Here is a 15,289-nt window from a genome sequence, read left to right on the forward strand (position 1 = left end):
ACCAACGCCGTCACCACCGCGCGCACCCTCAACGAGCAGCGCGGCAACCTCGACCAGGCCCTGGTGGCCGCAGTCGGCTTCGGCAACACCGGCGGCGACATCTTCGAACGCGGCGGGCCGTACCTGGTCCGCGGTAACCAGGACCTGCTGCCGGTCAGCGCGATGTTCGACCGCAACAGCCCGGCGCTGTACTGCATGATCCACAACTACGCCGAGGCCGCCCCCAAGTTCGCCCAGCAGACCCGCAACGGCTATGCGTTCGAACTGCACGACTTCCTGGTCGGCGCGCCGAACGCCTGGGTCTATCCCGACAACCTGCCCCGGGTGAACGCCACCGGTGGTCCCGAAGGCCGCCCCGGCTGCTGGCAGCCGATCACCAAGGATCTGTGGCCGGCGCCGTACCTGGTCTTGGACACCGGCGCCTCGATCGCCCCGTACAACCACTTCGAGCTGGGTCAGCCGCTGGTTACCGAGTACGTGTGGGGCCGCCAGATCGGCGAGCACACCATCAACCCTTAGCGGCCTTGACTTCCAGGTCCGCTTCCAAGCTCTCCTCGTAAGCACCCTCGTCGCGGCCGAGTGCGACGGTGGCGGCGGCCATCGCGCCGATGGCGACCGACAGGGCCACCGGTTCCCATCCGGTGATCGCCAGGTGCTCACCCAGCACGACCGAGCCGAGGACCACCGCGACAACCGGCTCGAGCACCAGCATGGTCGGCACGGAGGTCTGCAGGGACCCGGCGTGAAACGCCGACTGCTGCAACAGCGTCGCGACCACCCCGAGGATCACCACCAGATACAGGGCGGGCGTGGTGAGCGCCGAGATCAGACCCTGCACGGCAATCGTGTGCATGACGATCTTGGTCAGCACCGCCACCACGCCGAACATCACGCCCACCGCCAACGCCAGCAGTACCGCACGACGCCAGTTGACGCTGCGCGTGGCGGCCAGCACGCAGAGGGTGACCGCCGCCGCGCACACCACGGCGACGGTGACGGTGGTGGCCACCGAGACGGCGTAGGTTCCCGTGCTGGCTCTGGCCAGCGCGACGAACACGGTCAACGCACCGGTCAGCAGCAGCGCCCACAGCCACTCCGCACGGCTGACCCGGCGGTGGGCCAGCCGGGCACTGAGCGGCAAGGCGAACAACAATGCCGACACCAACACCGGCTGGACGAGCAGCAACGACCCGAACCCCAGTGCCAGCGCCTGGAAGACATAGCCGGCCACCGCCGATGCGGTCCCGGCCCACCACAGCTTGCGGCGCAGCAAGGTGCGCAGCATGACGCTGCTGACACCCTTCTCGGGTGGAACGTCCATCGTCGCGCGCTGCCGGACCACAATGCCGACAGCTGCGAAAACCGCTGCGCAGAGGGCGAACAGCACCGCAAGACTGTTGCCGAGCAAGCCTCGTCAACCCCTTCCGGGCCGGTATGTCGGCCCTCTAGAGAAGAGAAGGCCCGTGCCCCTCAACCGTAGAGCGCCGGCGGCGGATGCGCCGCCTCGGCCTAGACGACCTGCAGGTGTCGCTTTGGCGGCTCGTCGGTGGTGCCCGTGTCGGAAACGGACGTGTTGGAAACCGGGGCGTCAGGAGCGGGAGCGATCTTGTCGTTGACGCTTGCCACGGCCAGATCGACCCGGTTGACCGCGGTGTCACACAAGTCGCGGACCCGGCCACTGGCGGTCTCGACGTCATCGGCGGCACTACGCAGGTAGGCCCTGAGGTTGATCCGCAGCCGCTCGCCGGCGCGGCGTGCGCGCAGCCGGACGCGGTCGTCGACCTCGACGGTCACGTAAGGCAAAACTCGAAACCTCATGACAGAAACCTCATAGTCCCGCTCCATCTCCGCGTGCCTTGCCACAGTAACCGCGCCCGGCCGCGACGGCTAGGTTCCGGCGCCGTCCCAGTCGGTCAGCGTCCAGCCATCCGTCGGATTGCCTTTCACCACCACATAGCCGGTGTTGTCGAGCGGGTGCTCCATCAGCAGCTGCGGATCGGGATTGACGACGTTCATCTGCACCCACAGCATGATCGCGGCGCCGTGTGAATACGCGACGGGATTGTCGTCACCGGTGTCGTAGATCTGCTGGACGGCACCGTCGAACCGAGCATCGAACTCATTGCCGTCGATCGATCCGGGTATCCGCGCGCTGCGGTCGCCGCGCAACCACTTCTCGGGCGCCGAGAAATACGTGTTCACCGCACTCGCTTCCGGCTGGCCTTCGTAATCGCCTGCCTCGACCTCGCGGAGTCCGGGCAACACGGTGACCGGCTCGCCCAAGGTGTCGGCCATCGGCTCGGCGGTCTGTTGGGTGCGCACCATGGTCGAGGCGAAGATGCCGTCGTAATGGTGGGACGCCAGGCGCTGTGCACTGGCGACGGCCTGGCTGCGGCCCAGCTCGGTCAGCGGTGGTCCCGGGGTCGAGCTGTCGATCAGGCCCGAGGCGTTGCCCGCCGACTGCGCGTGGCGGACGAACGTCAAGGTGATGGAGCGGTATCCACCCGCGGCAGCCGTCGGCGCCAGCAGCGCGGCCAGAGCGAGAAGGATCGCAAACAGCAGTGGCAGTGCCCGTAGTTTTCGCACACCGCCATCTTTCACCGCTCGGGCGTAGTTTCGTGAGCGTGACTACTCTCGAGGACCCCAGGGTCGCAGACACATTGGACCGGATGTACGCGGCGTCGGCCGAGCAGTTCGCGAAACTCCGTGAGGAGGGCTCCCGCAAGTTCGCCGATCTGTCCAACGCGAGCGCTCAGGAACGTGCAGATGCCCTCAGCGACATCTACATGCCGGTGACGCGTGAGGCCGGCCGGTTGTTGTACTCGCTGGTGCGGGCCATCAAGCCGGCCGTCGTCGTCGAGTTCGGGATGTCCTTCGGACTCTCGGCACTGCACCTAGCATCGGCGGTGCGCGACAACGGCTCCGGGCGGGTGTTCACCACCGAGCTCAGCGCGACCAAGATCGCCTCGGCCAAACAGACGTTCGCCGATACCGGCCTCGAGGACGTCATCACCGTCCTAGAGGGCGATGCGCTGGAAACACTCAAGACCGTGACCGGCGACATCGGTTTCGTGCTGCTCGACGGCTGGAAGGAGCTCTACCTTCCGGTGCTCGAACTCCTTGAGCCACAACTCAATATCGGAGCCCTACTCGTCGCGGACAACACCTCCATGGACGACACCAAGCCTTACCTGGACCACGTGCGCGAGCCGTCCAACGGCTATGTGAGCGTGAACTTCCTCGCCCGCGACAGCGACAGCATGGAGCTCAGCTGCCGGGTTTAGAGCTCCTCGCGCGCGCGAGCCCGATACGCCGACGGCGTCTGACCGCAGAACTGGCTGAAACACCGGGTGAACGAGCTCAGGTTTTCGAAGCCCACGGCCGTCGCGGTGGCCTGCACTGATTGCTCGGGCCCGGCCAGCAGCGCCATAGCCCGCAACATCCGCGCATGCAGAAGGTAAGTGCGCCAAGAGATTCCGATGGTCTCGGCAAACAGCCGGCGCAGCGTACGCTCGGATACCGCGACGGCCCGGCTGACCTCCTCGGAGGTCACCGAATCCAGATGTTCCTTGGTGTACGCCAATGCGGCGGCCACGATCGGATGGTCGGTGGTCGGCAGGCTCAGCGGGGCCTCGTGGTCGAGCGCCTCGACGACGAGGTTGGCCAAGGTCCGGAAGAACGAATCGGATTCGGGTTCGTCGTCGGCACAGCCGGCCCGCTCGATCGACCAACGCAACGCGTAGACCATCATCTCCCGGATCAGCGGTGACACCGCGATGATCCGGGCCCGATCACCCCCGTCGCGGATGAGCTGCGGATCGAACATCACCGCAATGGTCTTGACGTCGGGGTTCATCACCGCCTGGTGGTGCAGACCGGCCGGTATCCAGGCCGCCTGCTGCGGCGGCAGCAGATAGTGCGCGGCCTCGGTCTCCACCTCGACCACCCCGTGCAGCGCGTACTCGATCTGATGCACGTCGTGAAAGTGCCAGCCGGTGATCAGCCCTTCACCCTCGTACAGGTAGCTGCCCGCCGCGGCCCGACCGCCCCGGCGCAGGTCGATGTGGCGAGGTCTGGCCGGTTCGGCTAAATCTCTGTCCGAAGTTGCAGAGACGGTCATGCTTTTGCAGCGTACTACTGAGATTATGAAAACCGACGACCTGATCCTGATCAGCATCGACGACCACGTCGTCGAGCCTCCCGACATGTTCCTTCGCCACGTTCCGGCGAAGTACAAGGAAGAGGCGCCGATCGTCGTCACCGACGACAAGGGTGTCGACCAGTGGATGTATCAGGGCCGTCCGCAGGGTGTGTCCGGCCTCAACGCCGTGGTGTCCTGGCCGGCCGAGGAGTGGGGTCGTGATCCGGCCGGATTCGCCGAGATGCGCCCCGGTGTGTACGACGTGCACGAGCGGGTCCGCGACATGGACCGCAACGGCATCCTGGCCTCGATGTGCTTCCCGACCTTCACCGGCTTCTCGGCCCGCCACCTCAACATGCACCGCGAGGAGGCCACGCTGGTGATGGTGTCGGCCTACAACGACTGGCACATCGACGAGTGGGCCGGGTCGTACCCCGGACGGTTCGTCCCGATCGCGATCCTGCCGACGTGGAATCCCGAGGCCATGTGCCGCGAGATCCGCCGCGTGGCGGCCAAGGGTTGCCGTGCGGTCACCATGCCTGAACTGCCCCACCTGGAAGGACTTCCGAGCTACTTCGACGAGGACTACTGGGGACCGGTGTTCCGGACGCTGTCCGAGGAGAACGTGGTGATGTGCCTGCACATCGGCACCGGCTTCGGCGCGATCTCCATGGCCAAGGACGCTCCGATCGACAACCTGATCATCCTGGCCACCCAGGTCTCGGCGATGTGTGCCCAGGACCTGCTCTGGGGACCGGCGATGCGCAACTACCCCGACCTCAAGTTCGCCTTCTCCGAGGGCGGAATCGGTTGGATTCCTTTCTATCTCGATCGAAGCGACCGGCACTACACCAACCAGAAGTGGCTGCGCCGCGACTTCGGCGACAAGCTGCCCTCCGACGTGTTCCGCGAGCACTCACTGGCCTGCTATGTCACCGACAAGACCTCGCTGAAGCTGCGCCATGAGATCGGTATTGACAACATCGCCTGGGAGTGCGACTACCCCCACAGCGACTGCTTCTGGCCCGACGCTCCCGAGCAGGTGCTGGCCGAGCTGAATGCCGCCGGCGCAAGCGATTCCGACATCAACAAGATCACCTGGGAGAACTCGGCCCGGTTCTTCAGCTGGGATCCGTTCAAGCACACCGCACGCGATCAGGCCAACGTCGGCGCACTGCGCGCCAAGGCCACCGACGTCGACACCTCGATCCGCCCGCGTGCGGAGTGGGCGCGCCTCTACGAACAGAAGCAGCTCGCCAAGGCCTGAGCTCAGCGCCGGGTCGATTTTGATGCCGCGAATCCCTCGTTCGGTGGGTGACAATGTGATCACTCACGCGAACGAGGGGTCACGAGGTGCCGTACACGGTGTCGCAGGTTCGAGCGTCCGAGGTCACTGGCAGCCGCAACCCATTCGAGACCAATGCTGGCGCGTCCGATGGCGGGTACCACGAATGACCCGACGAGTCGGCACGCTACTCACTGTGCTCATGGCATTGCTTGCCGTGTGCGGCTGTGATCCCCTGGGAAAGCCCTCGCTGGAACCAAGTTTCGGCATTCGCGTGGCCGAGGGCAAGCTCCAGATCTGGTTCGGTTCGGCATGCGATGGCACTACGGGGGTCGATCTCACCTTCGACATGTCCAAAGACAACGAGGCGGCGCTGCAACTCAGAACACCCGTTACCGCACTGAAACAGACGTCCCCATCTGGGCGCCAGGAGCCGGTCGAGGGGCCCGATCCCGGCGTGGCGGTTGAGTACATCACCATCGGCGGACCGTATCCCGGCCTTGAGGTTACGAAGGCGCTGCCGCCTGGATTTCATTGGCAACGCATGACATCGCTGTTCGTCGGTATTGAGGGCCCACCGGTCGCCTGGGGGACGACAAGCGATCTCACGAAGGTGCTCGCCGAGTCCGCACAGCACTCCCCAGACACCTACTGGTTCCAAGGTGTCGGCTGGCTGGCCCCGGCCGACGTCGCTGCCCAGAGCGGCAAAACCTTTCTGACGCTGTGCACACCGGATCCATCGACCCGCTGACTGCCTGCGCACCGGCCAGATAGCTTCAGGCCCGCAGAGGTACGCCGCCGCCCCGTGCGTTCATCGACGTGAACGCCTCTGCGGCGGACACCTCGTCGGCAGAGATGCAGGCAGCGGTGACGGCCAGGGTTTTGAACGCCCGCGCGGCCGAGCTCAGGCTGTGCCCGAGCAGGTGACTCGGATCCGGCGATTCGCCCCAGAGCAGAGCCTCCGTGTAGCCGGCCGGAAGCTGTTGGCCATCACCGGAAATCGCCCGGGCATACGCCTCGGCCCCCATGACCAGAACATACTGCTCCTCGTCTGGGAGGCCCGGCGATGCCGCCTCGTCGACAAGCTCCGCACCGAGAATCCGGATGGGTCGAACGTCGTCGGGGCCGTCCTTGAGGAGCTGCACGCTGACCCGCCAGCCACTCATCATCCGGTCGACGATGAGCCCACCGGCGTTGGCGGCGAGCTCGGCGGCGTCGCCGGCGATGACGTGCATGCGGTAAGCCACGGTGCCGCAGTCTTTTTGGCTCTTCATCGCAACACCCGCACCGGCACGTGCGCCCAGCCGGCGACGTTCTGCATGCTCACCCGTTCGCACCGGTCCCAATCGACCTCGTACCGGGGCATGAAATCCAGCAGCTTGTTCAGGGCGATACCGCATTCCAACCGCGCGAGTGCCGCGCCGAGGCAGCTGTGGATCCCGTAGCCGAATCCGAGGTTCTGGGCTTCGGTGCGGTTCCGATCGATGTCGAAGGTGTCGGGGTCCGTCCACGCGTCGGGGTCCCGGTTCGCCGAACCGCCGACCAGGAATACCGGCTTGCCCGCCGGAATCGTGACGCCGTGCAACTCGATCTCACGCTGAGAGCGCCGCACGTTGTACTGCGCCGGGGCCTCATACCGCAGCAGCTCCTCGATCGCGGCCGGCACCTTGCTGCGGTCCGCACGCAAACGCTGCCATTGGTCGGGATGACGGCCGAACATCACCACGGCCGCACCGACCAGCTTGGTCACCGTCTCGGCGCCGGCCCCACCGAGAAGGGTGGCGAATCCGGCGATCTCGGAGTTCCGTAGCCGCGTGAGCTCACCGTCCTCACGCTCGATCTCGGCGGCGATCAGGCCGCTGATCATGTCGTCGCGCGGTTCGGCGCGGCGCTGTTTGATCAGGTCGTAGTACAGCAGCCAGGTCTGGGCCATCGCCTCGATGCCGGACTCCGACATCTCGATCTGGCCCGGGTCTCGATGCAGCGAGGCATCGATCCACAGCCGCACCTGCTGACGAGATTCCGGTGGGACACCCAGCATCGTGGTGATGACCTCGACTGGGAAGTACGCCGAGAAGTCCGACACCACATCGAATCCCGACGGATCGACGCCACCGAGGTAACGGTCGATCTGCTGCTCGACCATGTCGTTCAGCGCGCCGATCGCCCTCGGGGTGAAGACCTTGTTCACCAGGCTGCGCATGTGCCGATGTTCGGGCGGGTCCATCGAGATGATCATCTTCGCGGGCACCTTCTGCCCGGTCCGGACCATGGCCAGATCGACCCCGTAGGCCGACGAGTAGGTCTCGAAATCCTTGAAGGCGGCCGCCACGTCGGCGTGCCTGGTCAGGGCATAGAAGTCATAGTCGGCGTTGTAATAGACCGGAGCTTCCTCCCGCATCCGCCGATACGTCTCATAGGGGCCGTTGAAGAAATCCTCCGAGAAGGGATCGAACACCACCTGCGACGTCGTCACATGACCTCCCGCTCGACACCCAACCCGCCCCGACACCATTCCGGGACGCCCAACTGTAATAGTTACAGTAGGTTGGGTTCAAGTGGTCGGTCAGCTAGTGCGCGATTTGCCAGTCCGCCGCTTCACGCTGCTGGTTCCAGAACTCGTCAAAACGTCCGCGAGCGGCCAGCAATTCGTCGATGCTGCCGTCCTCGACGATCCGTCCGCCGTCGAGGAACAGCACCCGGTCCGCGTGGCGGATGCTGGCCAGTCGATGCGCGACGATCACGCGGGTGCGGGACCGTGCGTCGGCGGTCAGCGCGTCGACCACCGCCGACTCGTTCTCCGTGTCCAACGCGCTGGTGGCCTCGTCGACCAGCAGCACCGGCGCCGGCTTGACCAGTGCCCGCGCAATGCTGACCCGCTGACGTTCCCCACCGGACAGGGCCGTACCGGCCTCGCCGACCTTGGCGTCGTCACCCTCGGGCAGGCGTGCGGTCAGTTCGTCCACCCGGGCCAGCCGGGCGGCGGTCGCCAGCTGCTCGGCATCGGCACCCGGATCGCCGACCAGGATGTTCTCGCGGATCGTGCCGTCGAACAGGTAGGGATGCTGGAACACCACACTCGTTGCGGCTCTCCGAGTTTCGGCATCCATCTGGGTCGTGTCGACACCGTCGATCAACACTCGCCCCGCGGTCGGCTGGTGCAGACCGGCGATGAGCGACAAGATGGTGCTCTTACCCGATCCGGACGGGCCGACGATCGCCGTGGTGCCACCGGGCTGCAGCACGAAGCTGACGTCCTGCAGCACCGGGGTATCACCGTAACCGAAAGTGACGCGGTCGAATTCGATCCGCGGGGCATCCTGGACGGCGAACGTGGCCGCGCCCGTCGTCATCACCGGGGCGTCGAGCACGGCCCCGATGCGATCGAGGGTGGCCCGGGTCGATTCGATCGCCGGGGCCAGTTCCGACAGTGCGGTGAACGGTTCGAGATAGCGGGCGGCGACGACGATCATCGCGATCGCCTCGGGCACGCCGAGAGTGCCGCGCACCGTGAGCACGGTGGCCATCCCGGCCAGGATCAGCAGTGCCAATTGGCTTGCCACACTGAACAGCAGCTGTCCCGGCACCTGCATCAGCAGCAGCCGCATGCTGGCTCCGTGCTGGGCGGCCAGGGCATCGCCGACCATGCTGCGGGCCGGCTCCACCCGACGGGCGGCGCGCAACGCCTGCTGGGTGCGGGCGAACTCGATGATGCGTTCGGTGAACGCGCGGTTGGTCTCGTCGGCCACGGCGTCGGCCTTGCGGCTCAGCCGGCCCGACGCCCACAACGCCCCGAGCAGGATCACCACGCCGGCCAACGCGGCCACCCCCAGTGGCACGGAGATGAACAGAAGTGCCAGGGCAATGGCGGCCGGGAGCAGGATCGCGCCGATCAGCGGGGTGAGCAGGTTGACCACCATGCCGACGAGTTCGGGCCCGGTGGCCGCGATCGCCTGGCGGGCATTCGCGGTATTCGCGCCGGCAGCACCGCCCAGCCAGTCCATCCGAATGCTGGGCAACCGGTCGGCCACATCGTGTTGCGTGTGGTCCAGCAGCGCGAAGCCCAGATCGAAGCCCAGTCGCGAGGTTGCGGTGTCGACGATCCAGCCGATAACGGTCGCGGCGGTGAGCCAGCCCAGCCACGGCAGCGCGTCGCGCGGCGCGTCGCTGAACAACGCCGACACCAACGGGATCAACAGCACGGTGCCCGCCGCACGGATCACCACCGAGACCAGCGTGAGCGCGGCGTAGACGGCGACCTTGCCCCGGCGATCGGCCGGGATGAGCGTGATCAGGGTGCGGATCATCGTGCGGCCTCTCCTGCGGTGACGGCATCTGCCGGGTGTAGCGACTGTCCGGTCTGCCACAGCTGTCGGTAGCGACCGCCGGCGGCCAGCAGCTCGTCGTGGGTGCCGCTCTCGGCGATCCGACCGCCGTCGAGGACGACGATCTGATCGGCGTGGGTGATGGTGTGCAGCCGGTGTGCGATGACCAGCACGGTGCGGTCCTTGGTCAGGCGGTTGAGTGCCTGCTGCACAAGGTATTCCGATTCCGGGTCGGCGAAGGCGGTCGCCTCGTCGAGGATCAGCACCGGTGTGTCGGCCAGGATGGCCCTGGCGATGGTGAGCCGCTGCCGCTCGCCGCCGGACAGTGCCGACGATGCGCCGAGCACGGTCTGGTAACCGTCGGGCAGCCGCAGGATCCGGTCGTGGATCTGGGCGTCGCGGGCCGCCTGTTCGATGCGCTCGAGGGCGGCCTCTGGATCGGCCAACGCGATGTTCTCGGCGACGGTGCCGGCCACCAGTTGGGTCTCCTGCAGGACGAAGCCGACCTGGCGGTACAGCTCCTCGGCGGGCATCGACCGAATGTCCTTGCCACCCAGCGTGATCGAGCCGGAGTCGACGTCGTGGAACCGGGCCAGCAGCGCAGCGAGGGTGGATTTGCCCGAGCCCGACGGGCCGACGAGCGCGGTCACCGTGCCCGGGCGCAAGCTCAGTGAGACGTCGTGGATCACCGGGACACTCGGCCGGTATCCGAAGGTGACGCCGTCGAATGCCACAGCGCCCTGCGCATCCGAGGCATCGGCGTCGTCACGCACCGCCAGATCGTCCTCGTCGAGCGCATTCTGAATTCGTCGCGCGGCCAGCATGCCGCCGCGGATGCCGCCCAGGCCGTAACCGACGCCGAGCAGCCGAACCCCGAAGGTGGTGCCCAGCAACAGGAACGGCATCAGGTCGACGGGGGCCAGGGAACCGCCGATGATCATCGGCGTGCCGACCACGGCGATCAGCCACAGGAAGGTGCCGGGCCGGGTGACGAGATCCATCAGCGACTTCTTGCCGGTGAACGGACGCTGCCAGTCGACCAGGAAGCCGATGTACTCGTCGAGACGACGGCGGAAGCTCGACGACGCCGCCCCGCCGAACACGCGGACGACGGGTTGACCTTCGAGGTAGGCCCCGGCCTCTCCGCTCATCCGGTCGGCCCAGCGCTGTGCCTGACCGATCTTGGCGCCGGACTGGATCGTCATCACCGACATCAGCACCAGGTAGGTGAGCACCGGGATGAAAAGTGCCAGCGCCAACCGCCAGTCGACGGTGAACAGGTACACCAGCACTGCCACCGGCGCGATCACCGCGGCGACGGCATCCGGGATCGCGTGAGTCACCAGGTAATGCAGGGACAGGGTGTCGTCCTGCACGAGTTGCTTGATCGAGCCGGATCCGCGGGCGGTGAACCAGCCCAGCGGCAGCCGCGCCATCTTGGTCAGCAGCCGGGTCCGTAGCTCTCGGGCGAACGTCGCGTCGAGGCGATGCAGCCACAAGGTGAGCCCGGCCCCCAGCAGGGCGCCCAGACCCATCAGCCAGACCGCGGTCAAACCCAGTGTCCACAGCCGGGATTCGTCGGCTCCGGCAAGCAACAGCCGCGACAATTCGACCAACAGCACGAACGGTGCGAGTTGGACCAACGTGATGATCGCCTGCAGCACGCCCGACACGATCAACGGGGTTTTCAGCGGGGCCAGCAACCGGCCCGCTCCCTGGGCCCGCCAGGTACCGCGGGCCGGCGACGCGGCCCCGTCCGAGGTTACGGCTGCGACCTCGGCAGCTGCCTCGGGTGCAGTCTCGGCCTCAGGCTCGGCCTCGGTGCGGTCGGTACCCATGGCCCGGCCCTCGGTCCAGTAGGCCTGGGCGTGCAGTTCGGACTTGGGGAAGCCGAACTCCTCGCGCAGCCGGGTACGCAGGTGCTTGAGGGAGCCGGCTTCCGGCGTCACCCAGCAGTACCAGTCCGACCAGTCCCGCGCCTCGACCGCAGCGGCCAACGATGTCGCGTCGCGGCGTTCGGCCCAGTGGACCCGCAGTCGGGGATGCTCGGCCAGCGGGATGAGCCGATCGTTCTCATCGTGCTGCTCGAGATACACCTCGATCGGAATGTCGTGCGGCACAATGCCGATGATCCCGTTGATGGCCGGGATCGCGGCCGCGTCACCGATCAACAGGTAACCGGCCGGCAGATCGTCGGGCAGGGTGAACCCCTTGGAACCCAGGCTCATCACCGGGATGGTGTCGCCCGGCTTCGCAGTCCGGGCCCACTTCGACGCCGGGCCCGACGGCTCGTGCAGTACCACGTCGACCGCGAAATTGCCGGTGTCCGGGTCCATTTCGGACATCGTGTAGCCCCGTTGGAACTCGGTCTTCGAGCCGTCGGGGTCCGGCACCCAGAAACGCAGGTACGACGTGGGTTCGGCGACGGCATCCTCGAACACCGTCGGCGAGTGCAGGCGCAGGCGCAGCATGTTCGGTGTCAGATAGGTGGTCTCGACCACGGTCGCCTGGTGATCGCGCGCGCCGAAGCCGCGCATCATCACTCCCTGAAATCCGCGTGCCATCAGCGGTCCTCTCTCACTGCGGTCAGCTCCGCCACGATGTCGGTAATGGGTCTGCCGGGCGCCACGGAGGTGAGCAGTCCCCGGATCAGAGCGTTCATCAGAAATTCCAGGTATTGCGGGCTGCGCAGTTGCGTGCCCGCAGCGTGGACCGGGCCCAGCGCGGCGTCGTCGGCCAGCCGTTCGGCGGCGGCGTCGCGTTCGGTGACGAATCCGTCGTCGCCGCCACTGGCCTCGGCCTTGAGTTCGTGTTGGGCGGCCAGGCCGATGGCGAGCACCGCCACCGAGCTGCTGAGAAGCGCCGCGGCCTCGGCGGTGTAGCCGCGCCGGCCCAGCGCGGCGATCTGGTCGGCCAGCAGCCGGGCGCCTGCCTCGCCGCGCGGGAACAGTACCTGCATGTAGGTGGCCAGACCCGGGTGGCCAAGGGCGTAGCCGTGCAGGCTCACCCCGAAGGCGAGCAGATGCTCTTCGACGGACCGGGCCGGATCGTCGACCAGCTCCAGTTCGGCGAGCAGGCTTTCCCCGACCAGGCGCTCGAGTTCCCAGCGGCCGCTGATGTGGCGGTACAAGGCGGTGGCCGACACCCCCAGTTTGGCGGCCACGCCGTTGATGCTCAGGTTGCGCATGCCGAGGTCTCGTCCGGCGGTGACGATGTCGGACAACGCGATGAGCGGCGGGCGTCCGCCCACCCGCGCGGCGACACCGGATCCGGTCACGACTACCTCCGAGGGAAAGTTACCCCCACAAACTAAGGGTCGCCTTAGTCATCGTCAACTGCTTCGTTTTTAACAGAGCAACTGCTCTGTTAACGTGACGAGGTGCCCCGACCCCGCCGCTATGACCCGGATGCGGTTCTCGACGCTGCCGAAAGCCTCGTTGCCCAGGCCGGCCCCGCGGCTGTCACGATCCGCGCCATCAGCGAGGCGGTCGGATTGTCCAATGGCGCGCTGTATCACTCCTTCGGCTCCCGCGTCGGCCTGCTCGGGCAAGCGTGGTTGCGCGCGGGGCGTCGATTCCTGGCGTTGCAACGCGAGTTGGTCGACGCCGCTCGACCCGGTACCGACGCGATCGCAGCAGCGGCCGATGCGCCGGTGATCTTCGCTGAGCGCCACCCAGCCTCGGCGAGGCTCGTCCTGCAGATCCGCCGCGAACAACTCCTCGGTCCCGACGTACCCGAGGACCTCGCCGATCAATTGCGTGCGCTGGAAACCCAATTGGTCGAGTTGATGATCGAACTTGCGGCGTCTGCCTGGAACCGGCGCGACCGCGCGGCCGTCGACACCGTGACGACGTGCATCGTCGACCTGCCGACGGCAATCCTGTTGCACCGCAATCGCCTTGCCGACCCGACTGCCCGCCACCATCTCAGTGCGGCCGTGACGGCCGTCCTGGCCACCGGCCCTGCCCCTATCCCGCAGACGAAAGGAAACTCATGACCGCGACCTTGGACTACGACGGCGACATCGCCGTGCTGGATCTCGGCGACGACGAGAACCGGTTCTCCCCCGAATTCCTCGAAGAGGTCCACGCCCACTTGGACACCGTGCTGGCCAAGGGCGCGCACGGCCTGGTGACCACCGCCGACAGCAAGTTCTATTCCAACGGGCTTGACCTCGATTGGCTTGGCGCCCACAGCGATCAGGGCGCCTGGTACGTCGGCCGGGTGCAGGGTCTGTTGGCGCGCGTGCTGACCCTGCCGATTCCCACGGCGGCCGCGGTGGTCGGCCATGCCTTCGGCGCCGGCGCCATGCTCGCCATGGCCCACGATTTCCGGGTGATGCGTGCCGACCGCGGGTTCTTCTGCTTCCCCGAGGTGGACATCCGGATCCCGTTCACCCCGGGAATGGCCGCGCTGATCCAGGCCAAGCTCACGCCGCAGGCGGCCGTCGCCTCGATGACCACCGGCCGCCGGTTCGGCGGCACCGACGCTCACGCCCACGGTCTGGTCGACGACACTGCGCCCGAAGGATCCGTCACCGCCGCGGCCACCGAACTGCTGCGCCCCTTGGGCGGCAAGGATTCCGGCACCCTCGGCGCGATCAAGCAGGTCATGTTCGGCACCGCAGCACAGGCCCTCACCGCCGCCGAGCCGGAGGCGGCCGGCTAAACCGGAATGACGGTACCGGTTTCCCGCTCGGCGAATTCGACCACGCGGGCCGCCGTCTCGTAATCACACGCCACGGCCGAGCGTCCGATCAGGACCGGCCCGCCCCGCAGCCCGAGTCTGCCCTCGACGCCGACGTAGCTGCCGGGCGGGATCGGTTCGCTCAGGCAGTAGAGCGTCGGCGCCGCGCCCGCGTCGAGGTCGTTGCCGAACCTGTCGGCCAACACCTTGACCCCGCGTTGCACCACACTCATCAACGGCTTGTCGGAGACGTTGGGCAGGTTGGAGGACACCCACCCCGGATGCGTAAGGCGGGTCTCGACAGGCGATTTCGCGGCCCGCAACCGGCGGTCGAGCTCCAGCCCCCACAGCATCACCGCCAGCTTGGAGGCGGCGTAGGCGCCCATCACCGACCACTTGCCGTGACGCAGATGCAGATCGTCGAGGTGGAGGGTCGCCGATTTGTGGGCGTCGGAACCGACGTTGACGATCTGCTTCCGAATCCGGTCGAACAGCAAGTTCGTCAACGCGAACGGCCCCAACAGGTTTGTCCCGATGGTCATCTCGAAGCCGTCGATGGTATCGGCGCGGTGCTGGCTGAGTGCCCCGGCGTTGTTCACCAGGACGTCGACGTCACCGTCCAGCTTCCCCGGAAACGCGCGCACCGAGGACAAGTCGGCCAGGTCGAGTTGGATCACCTCGGTCGAACCGCCGATCTCGGCGGCGCGCTGCGCTCCCAGCTCGGTGTTGCGGACCGCGAGGATGACGTGCGCACCGGCGCGCGTCAACGCCCTCGCGGTGCCGAGCCCGACGCCGTTGGTGGCGCCGGTCACCATAATCCGCTTGCCGGTCAGATCACCGAGGCGGGCAGGA

General features: G+C 67.0%; 16 protein-coding genes. 6 read left to right on the top strand and 10 right to left on the bottom strand.

Annotation, left to right across the window (positions count from 1 at the left end):
- Window positions 1-519, top strand: a 519-nt coding sequence (locus A5733_RS27955; protein WP_233152702.1) for an MCE family protein, incomplete at its 5' end; no start/stop codon positions are given.
- Here the strand turns inward: A5733_RS27955 and A5733_RS15180 are convergent.
- The 3 genes from A5733_RS15180 to A5733_RS15190 form a co-directional block, all read right to left on the bottom strand.
- On the bottom strand, window positions 509-1,408 hold the full coding sequence (locus A5733_RS15180) for a DMT family transporter (protein ID WP_067775599.1): 900 nt from the start codon (window positions 1,406-1,408) through the stop codon (window positions 509-511). The two genes, A5733_RS27955 and A5733_RS15180, sit on opposite strands and share 11 nt — an antisense overlap.
- A 101-nt stretch (window positions 1,409-1,509) precedes the next feature.
- A complete protein-coding gene (locus A5733_RS15185) occupies window positions 1,510-1,818 on the bottom strand; it encodes a hypothetical protein (RefSeq protein ID WP_076240694.1) in 309 nt (102 codons plus the stop codon).
- A 69-nt stretch (window positions 1,819-1,887) separates the two neighbouring features.
- On the bottom strand, window positions 1,888-2,586 hold the full coding sequence (locus A5733_RS15190; RefSeq protein ID WP_076240720.1) for a histidine phosphatase family protein: 699 nt from the start codon (window positions 2,584-2,586) through the stop codon (window positions 1,888-1,890).
- Window positions 2,587-2,669: 83 nt separating this feature from the next.
- Between A5733_RS15190 and A5733_RS15195 the strand changes: the two genes are divergently transcribed.
- Window positions 2,670-3,284, top strand: a complete 615-nt coding sequence (locus A5733_RS15195; protein WP_076240695.1) for an O-methyltransferase — start codon at window positions 2,670-2,672, stop codon at window positions 3,282-3,284.
- Here the strand turns inward: A5733_RS15195 and A5733_RS15200 are convergent.
- Complete coding sequence (locus A5733_RS15200) at window positions 3,281-4,120, bottom strand: helix-turn-helix transcriptional regulator (protein WP_076240696.1); 840 nt, start codon at window positions 4,118-4,120, stop codon at window positions 3,281-3,283. The genes A5733_RS15195 and A5733_RS15200 overlap by 4 nt on opposite strands.
- A 25-nt stretch (window positions 4,121-4,145) precedes the next feature.
- Between A5733_RS15200 and A5733_RS15205 the strand changes: the two genes are divergently transcribed.
- Window positions 4,146-5,408 (top strand): amidohydrolase family protein, encoded by a 1,263-nt coding sequence (locus A5733_RS15205; protein ID WP_067777043.1) that lies wholly within the window; start codon window positions 4,146-4,148, stop codon window positions 5,406-5,408.
- Between the two features lie 220 nt (window positions 5,409-5,628).
- Window positions 5,629-6,177, top strand: coding sequence for a hypothetical protein (locus A5733_RS15210; RefSeq protein ID WP_076240697.1), 549 nt, complete (start codon window positions 5,629-5,631; stop codon window positions 6,175-6,177).
- A 25-nt stretch (window positions 6,178-6,202) separates the two neighbouring features.
- On the opposite strand, the gene A5733_RS15215 is transcribed toward A5733_RS15210, so the two are convergent.
- The 5 genes from A5733_RS15215 to A5733_RS15235 form a co-directional block, all read right to left on the bottom strand.
- A complete protein-coding gene (locus A5733_RS15215; RefSeq protein WP_076240698.1) occupies window positions 6,203-6,700 on the bottom strand; it encodes a hypothetical protein in 498 nt (165 codons plus the stop codon).
- Complete coding sequence (locus tag A5733_RS15220; RefSeq protein ID WP_076240699.1) at window positions 6,697-7,902, bottom strand: cytochrome P450; 1,206 nt, start codon at window positions 7,900-7,902, stop codon at window positions 6,697-6,699. The genes A5733_RS15215 and A5733_RS15220 overlap by 4 nt, the downstream gene beginning before the upstream one ends.
- A gap of 94 nt (window positions 7,903-7,996) precedes the next feature.
- Window positions 7,997-9,733 (bottom strand): ABC transporter ATP-binding protein, encoded by a 1,737-nt coding sequence (locus A5733_RS15225; protein ID WP_076240700.1) that lies wholly within the window; start codon window positions 9,731-9,733, stop codon window positions 7,997-7,999.
- Window positions 9,730-12,315 (bottom strand): ABC transporter ATP-binding protein/permease, encoded by a 2,586-nt coding sequence (locus A5733_RS15230; RefSeq protein WP_076240701.1) that lies wholly within the window; start codon window positions 12,313-12,315, stop codon window positions 9,730-9,732. The genes A5733_RS15225 and A5733_RS15230 overlap by 4 nt, the downstream gene beginning before the upstream one ends.
- Complete coding sequence (locus A5733_RS15235; protein WP_076240702.1) at window positions 12,315-13,028, bottom strand: TetR family transcriptional regulator; 714 nt, start codon at window positions 13,026-13,028, stop codon at window positions 12,315-12,317. The genes A5733_RS15230 and A5733_RS15235 overlap by 1 nt, the downstream gene beginning before the upstream one ends.
- Before the next feature lie 102 nt (window positions 13,029-13,130).
- On the opposite strand from A5733_RS15235, the gene A5733_RS15240 reads away from it, so the two are divergent.
- Together A5733_RS15240 and A5733_RS15245 are read left to right on the top strand one after the other, a co-directional pair.
- Window positions 13,131-13,748: a TetR/AcrR family transcriptional regulator gene (locus A5733_RS15240; RefSeq protein ID WP_076240703.1), complete on the top strand. Its 618-nt coding sequence runs from the start codon at window positions 13,131-13,133 to the stop codon at window positions 13,746-13,748.
- Window positions 13,745-14,419, top strand: coding sequence for an enoyl-CoA hydratase-related protein (locus A5733_RS15245; protein ID WP_076240704.1), 675 nt, complete (start codon window positions 13,745-13,747; stop codon window positions 14,417-14,419). The genes A5733_RS15240 and A5733_RS15245 overlap by 4 nt, the downstream gene beginning before the upstream one ends.
- On the opposite strand, the gene A5733_RS15250 is transcribed toward A5733_RS15245, so the two are convergent.
- Window positions 14,416-15,252, bottom strand: a complete 837-nt coding sequence (locus tag A5733_RS15250) for an SDR family NAD(P)-dependent oxidoreductase (protein ID WP_076240705.1) — start codon at window positions 15,250-15,252, stop codon at window positions 14,416-14,418. The genes A5733_RS15245 and A5733_RS15250 overlap by 4 nt on opposite strands.
- Window positions 15,253-15,289: the final 37 nt, after the last annotated feature.

Source organism: Mycobacterium sp. NS-7484 (genome assembly GCF_001953975.1).
Classification (GTDB): Bacteria; Actinomycetota; Actinomycetes; order Mycobacteriales; family Mycobacteriaceae; genus Mycobacterium.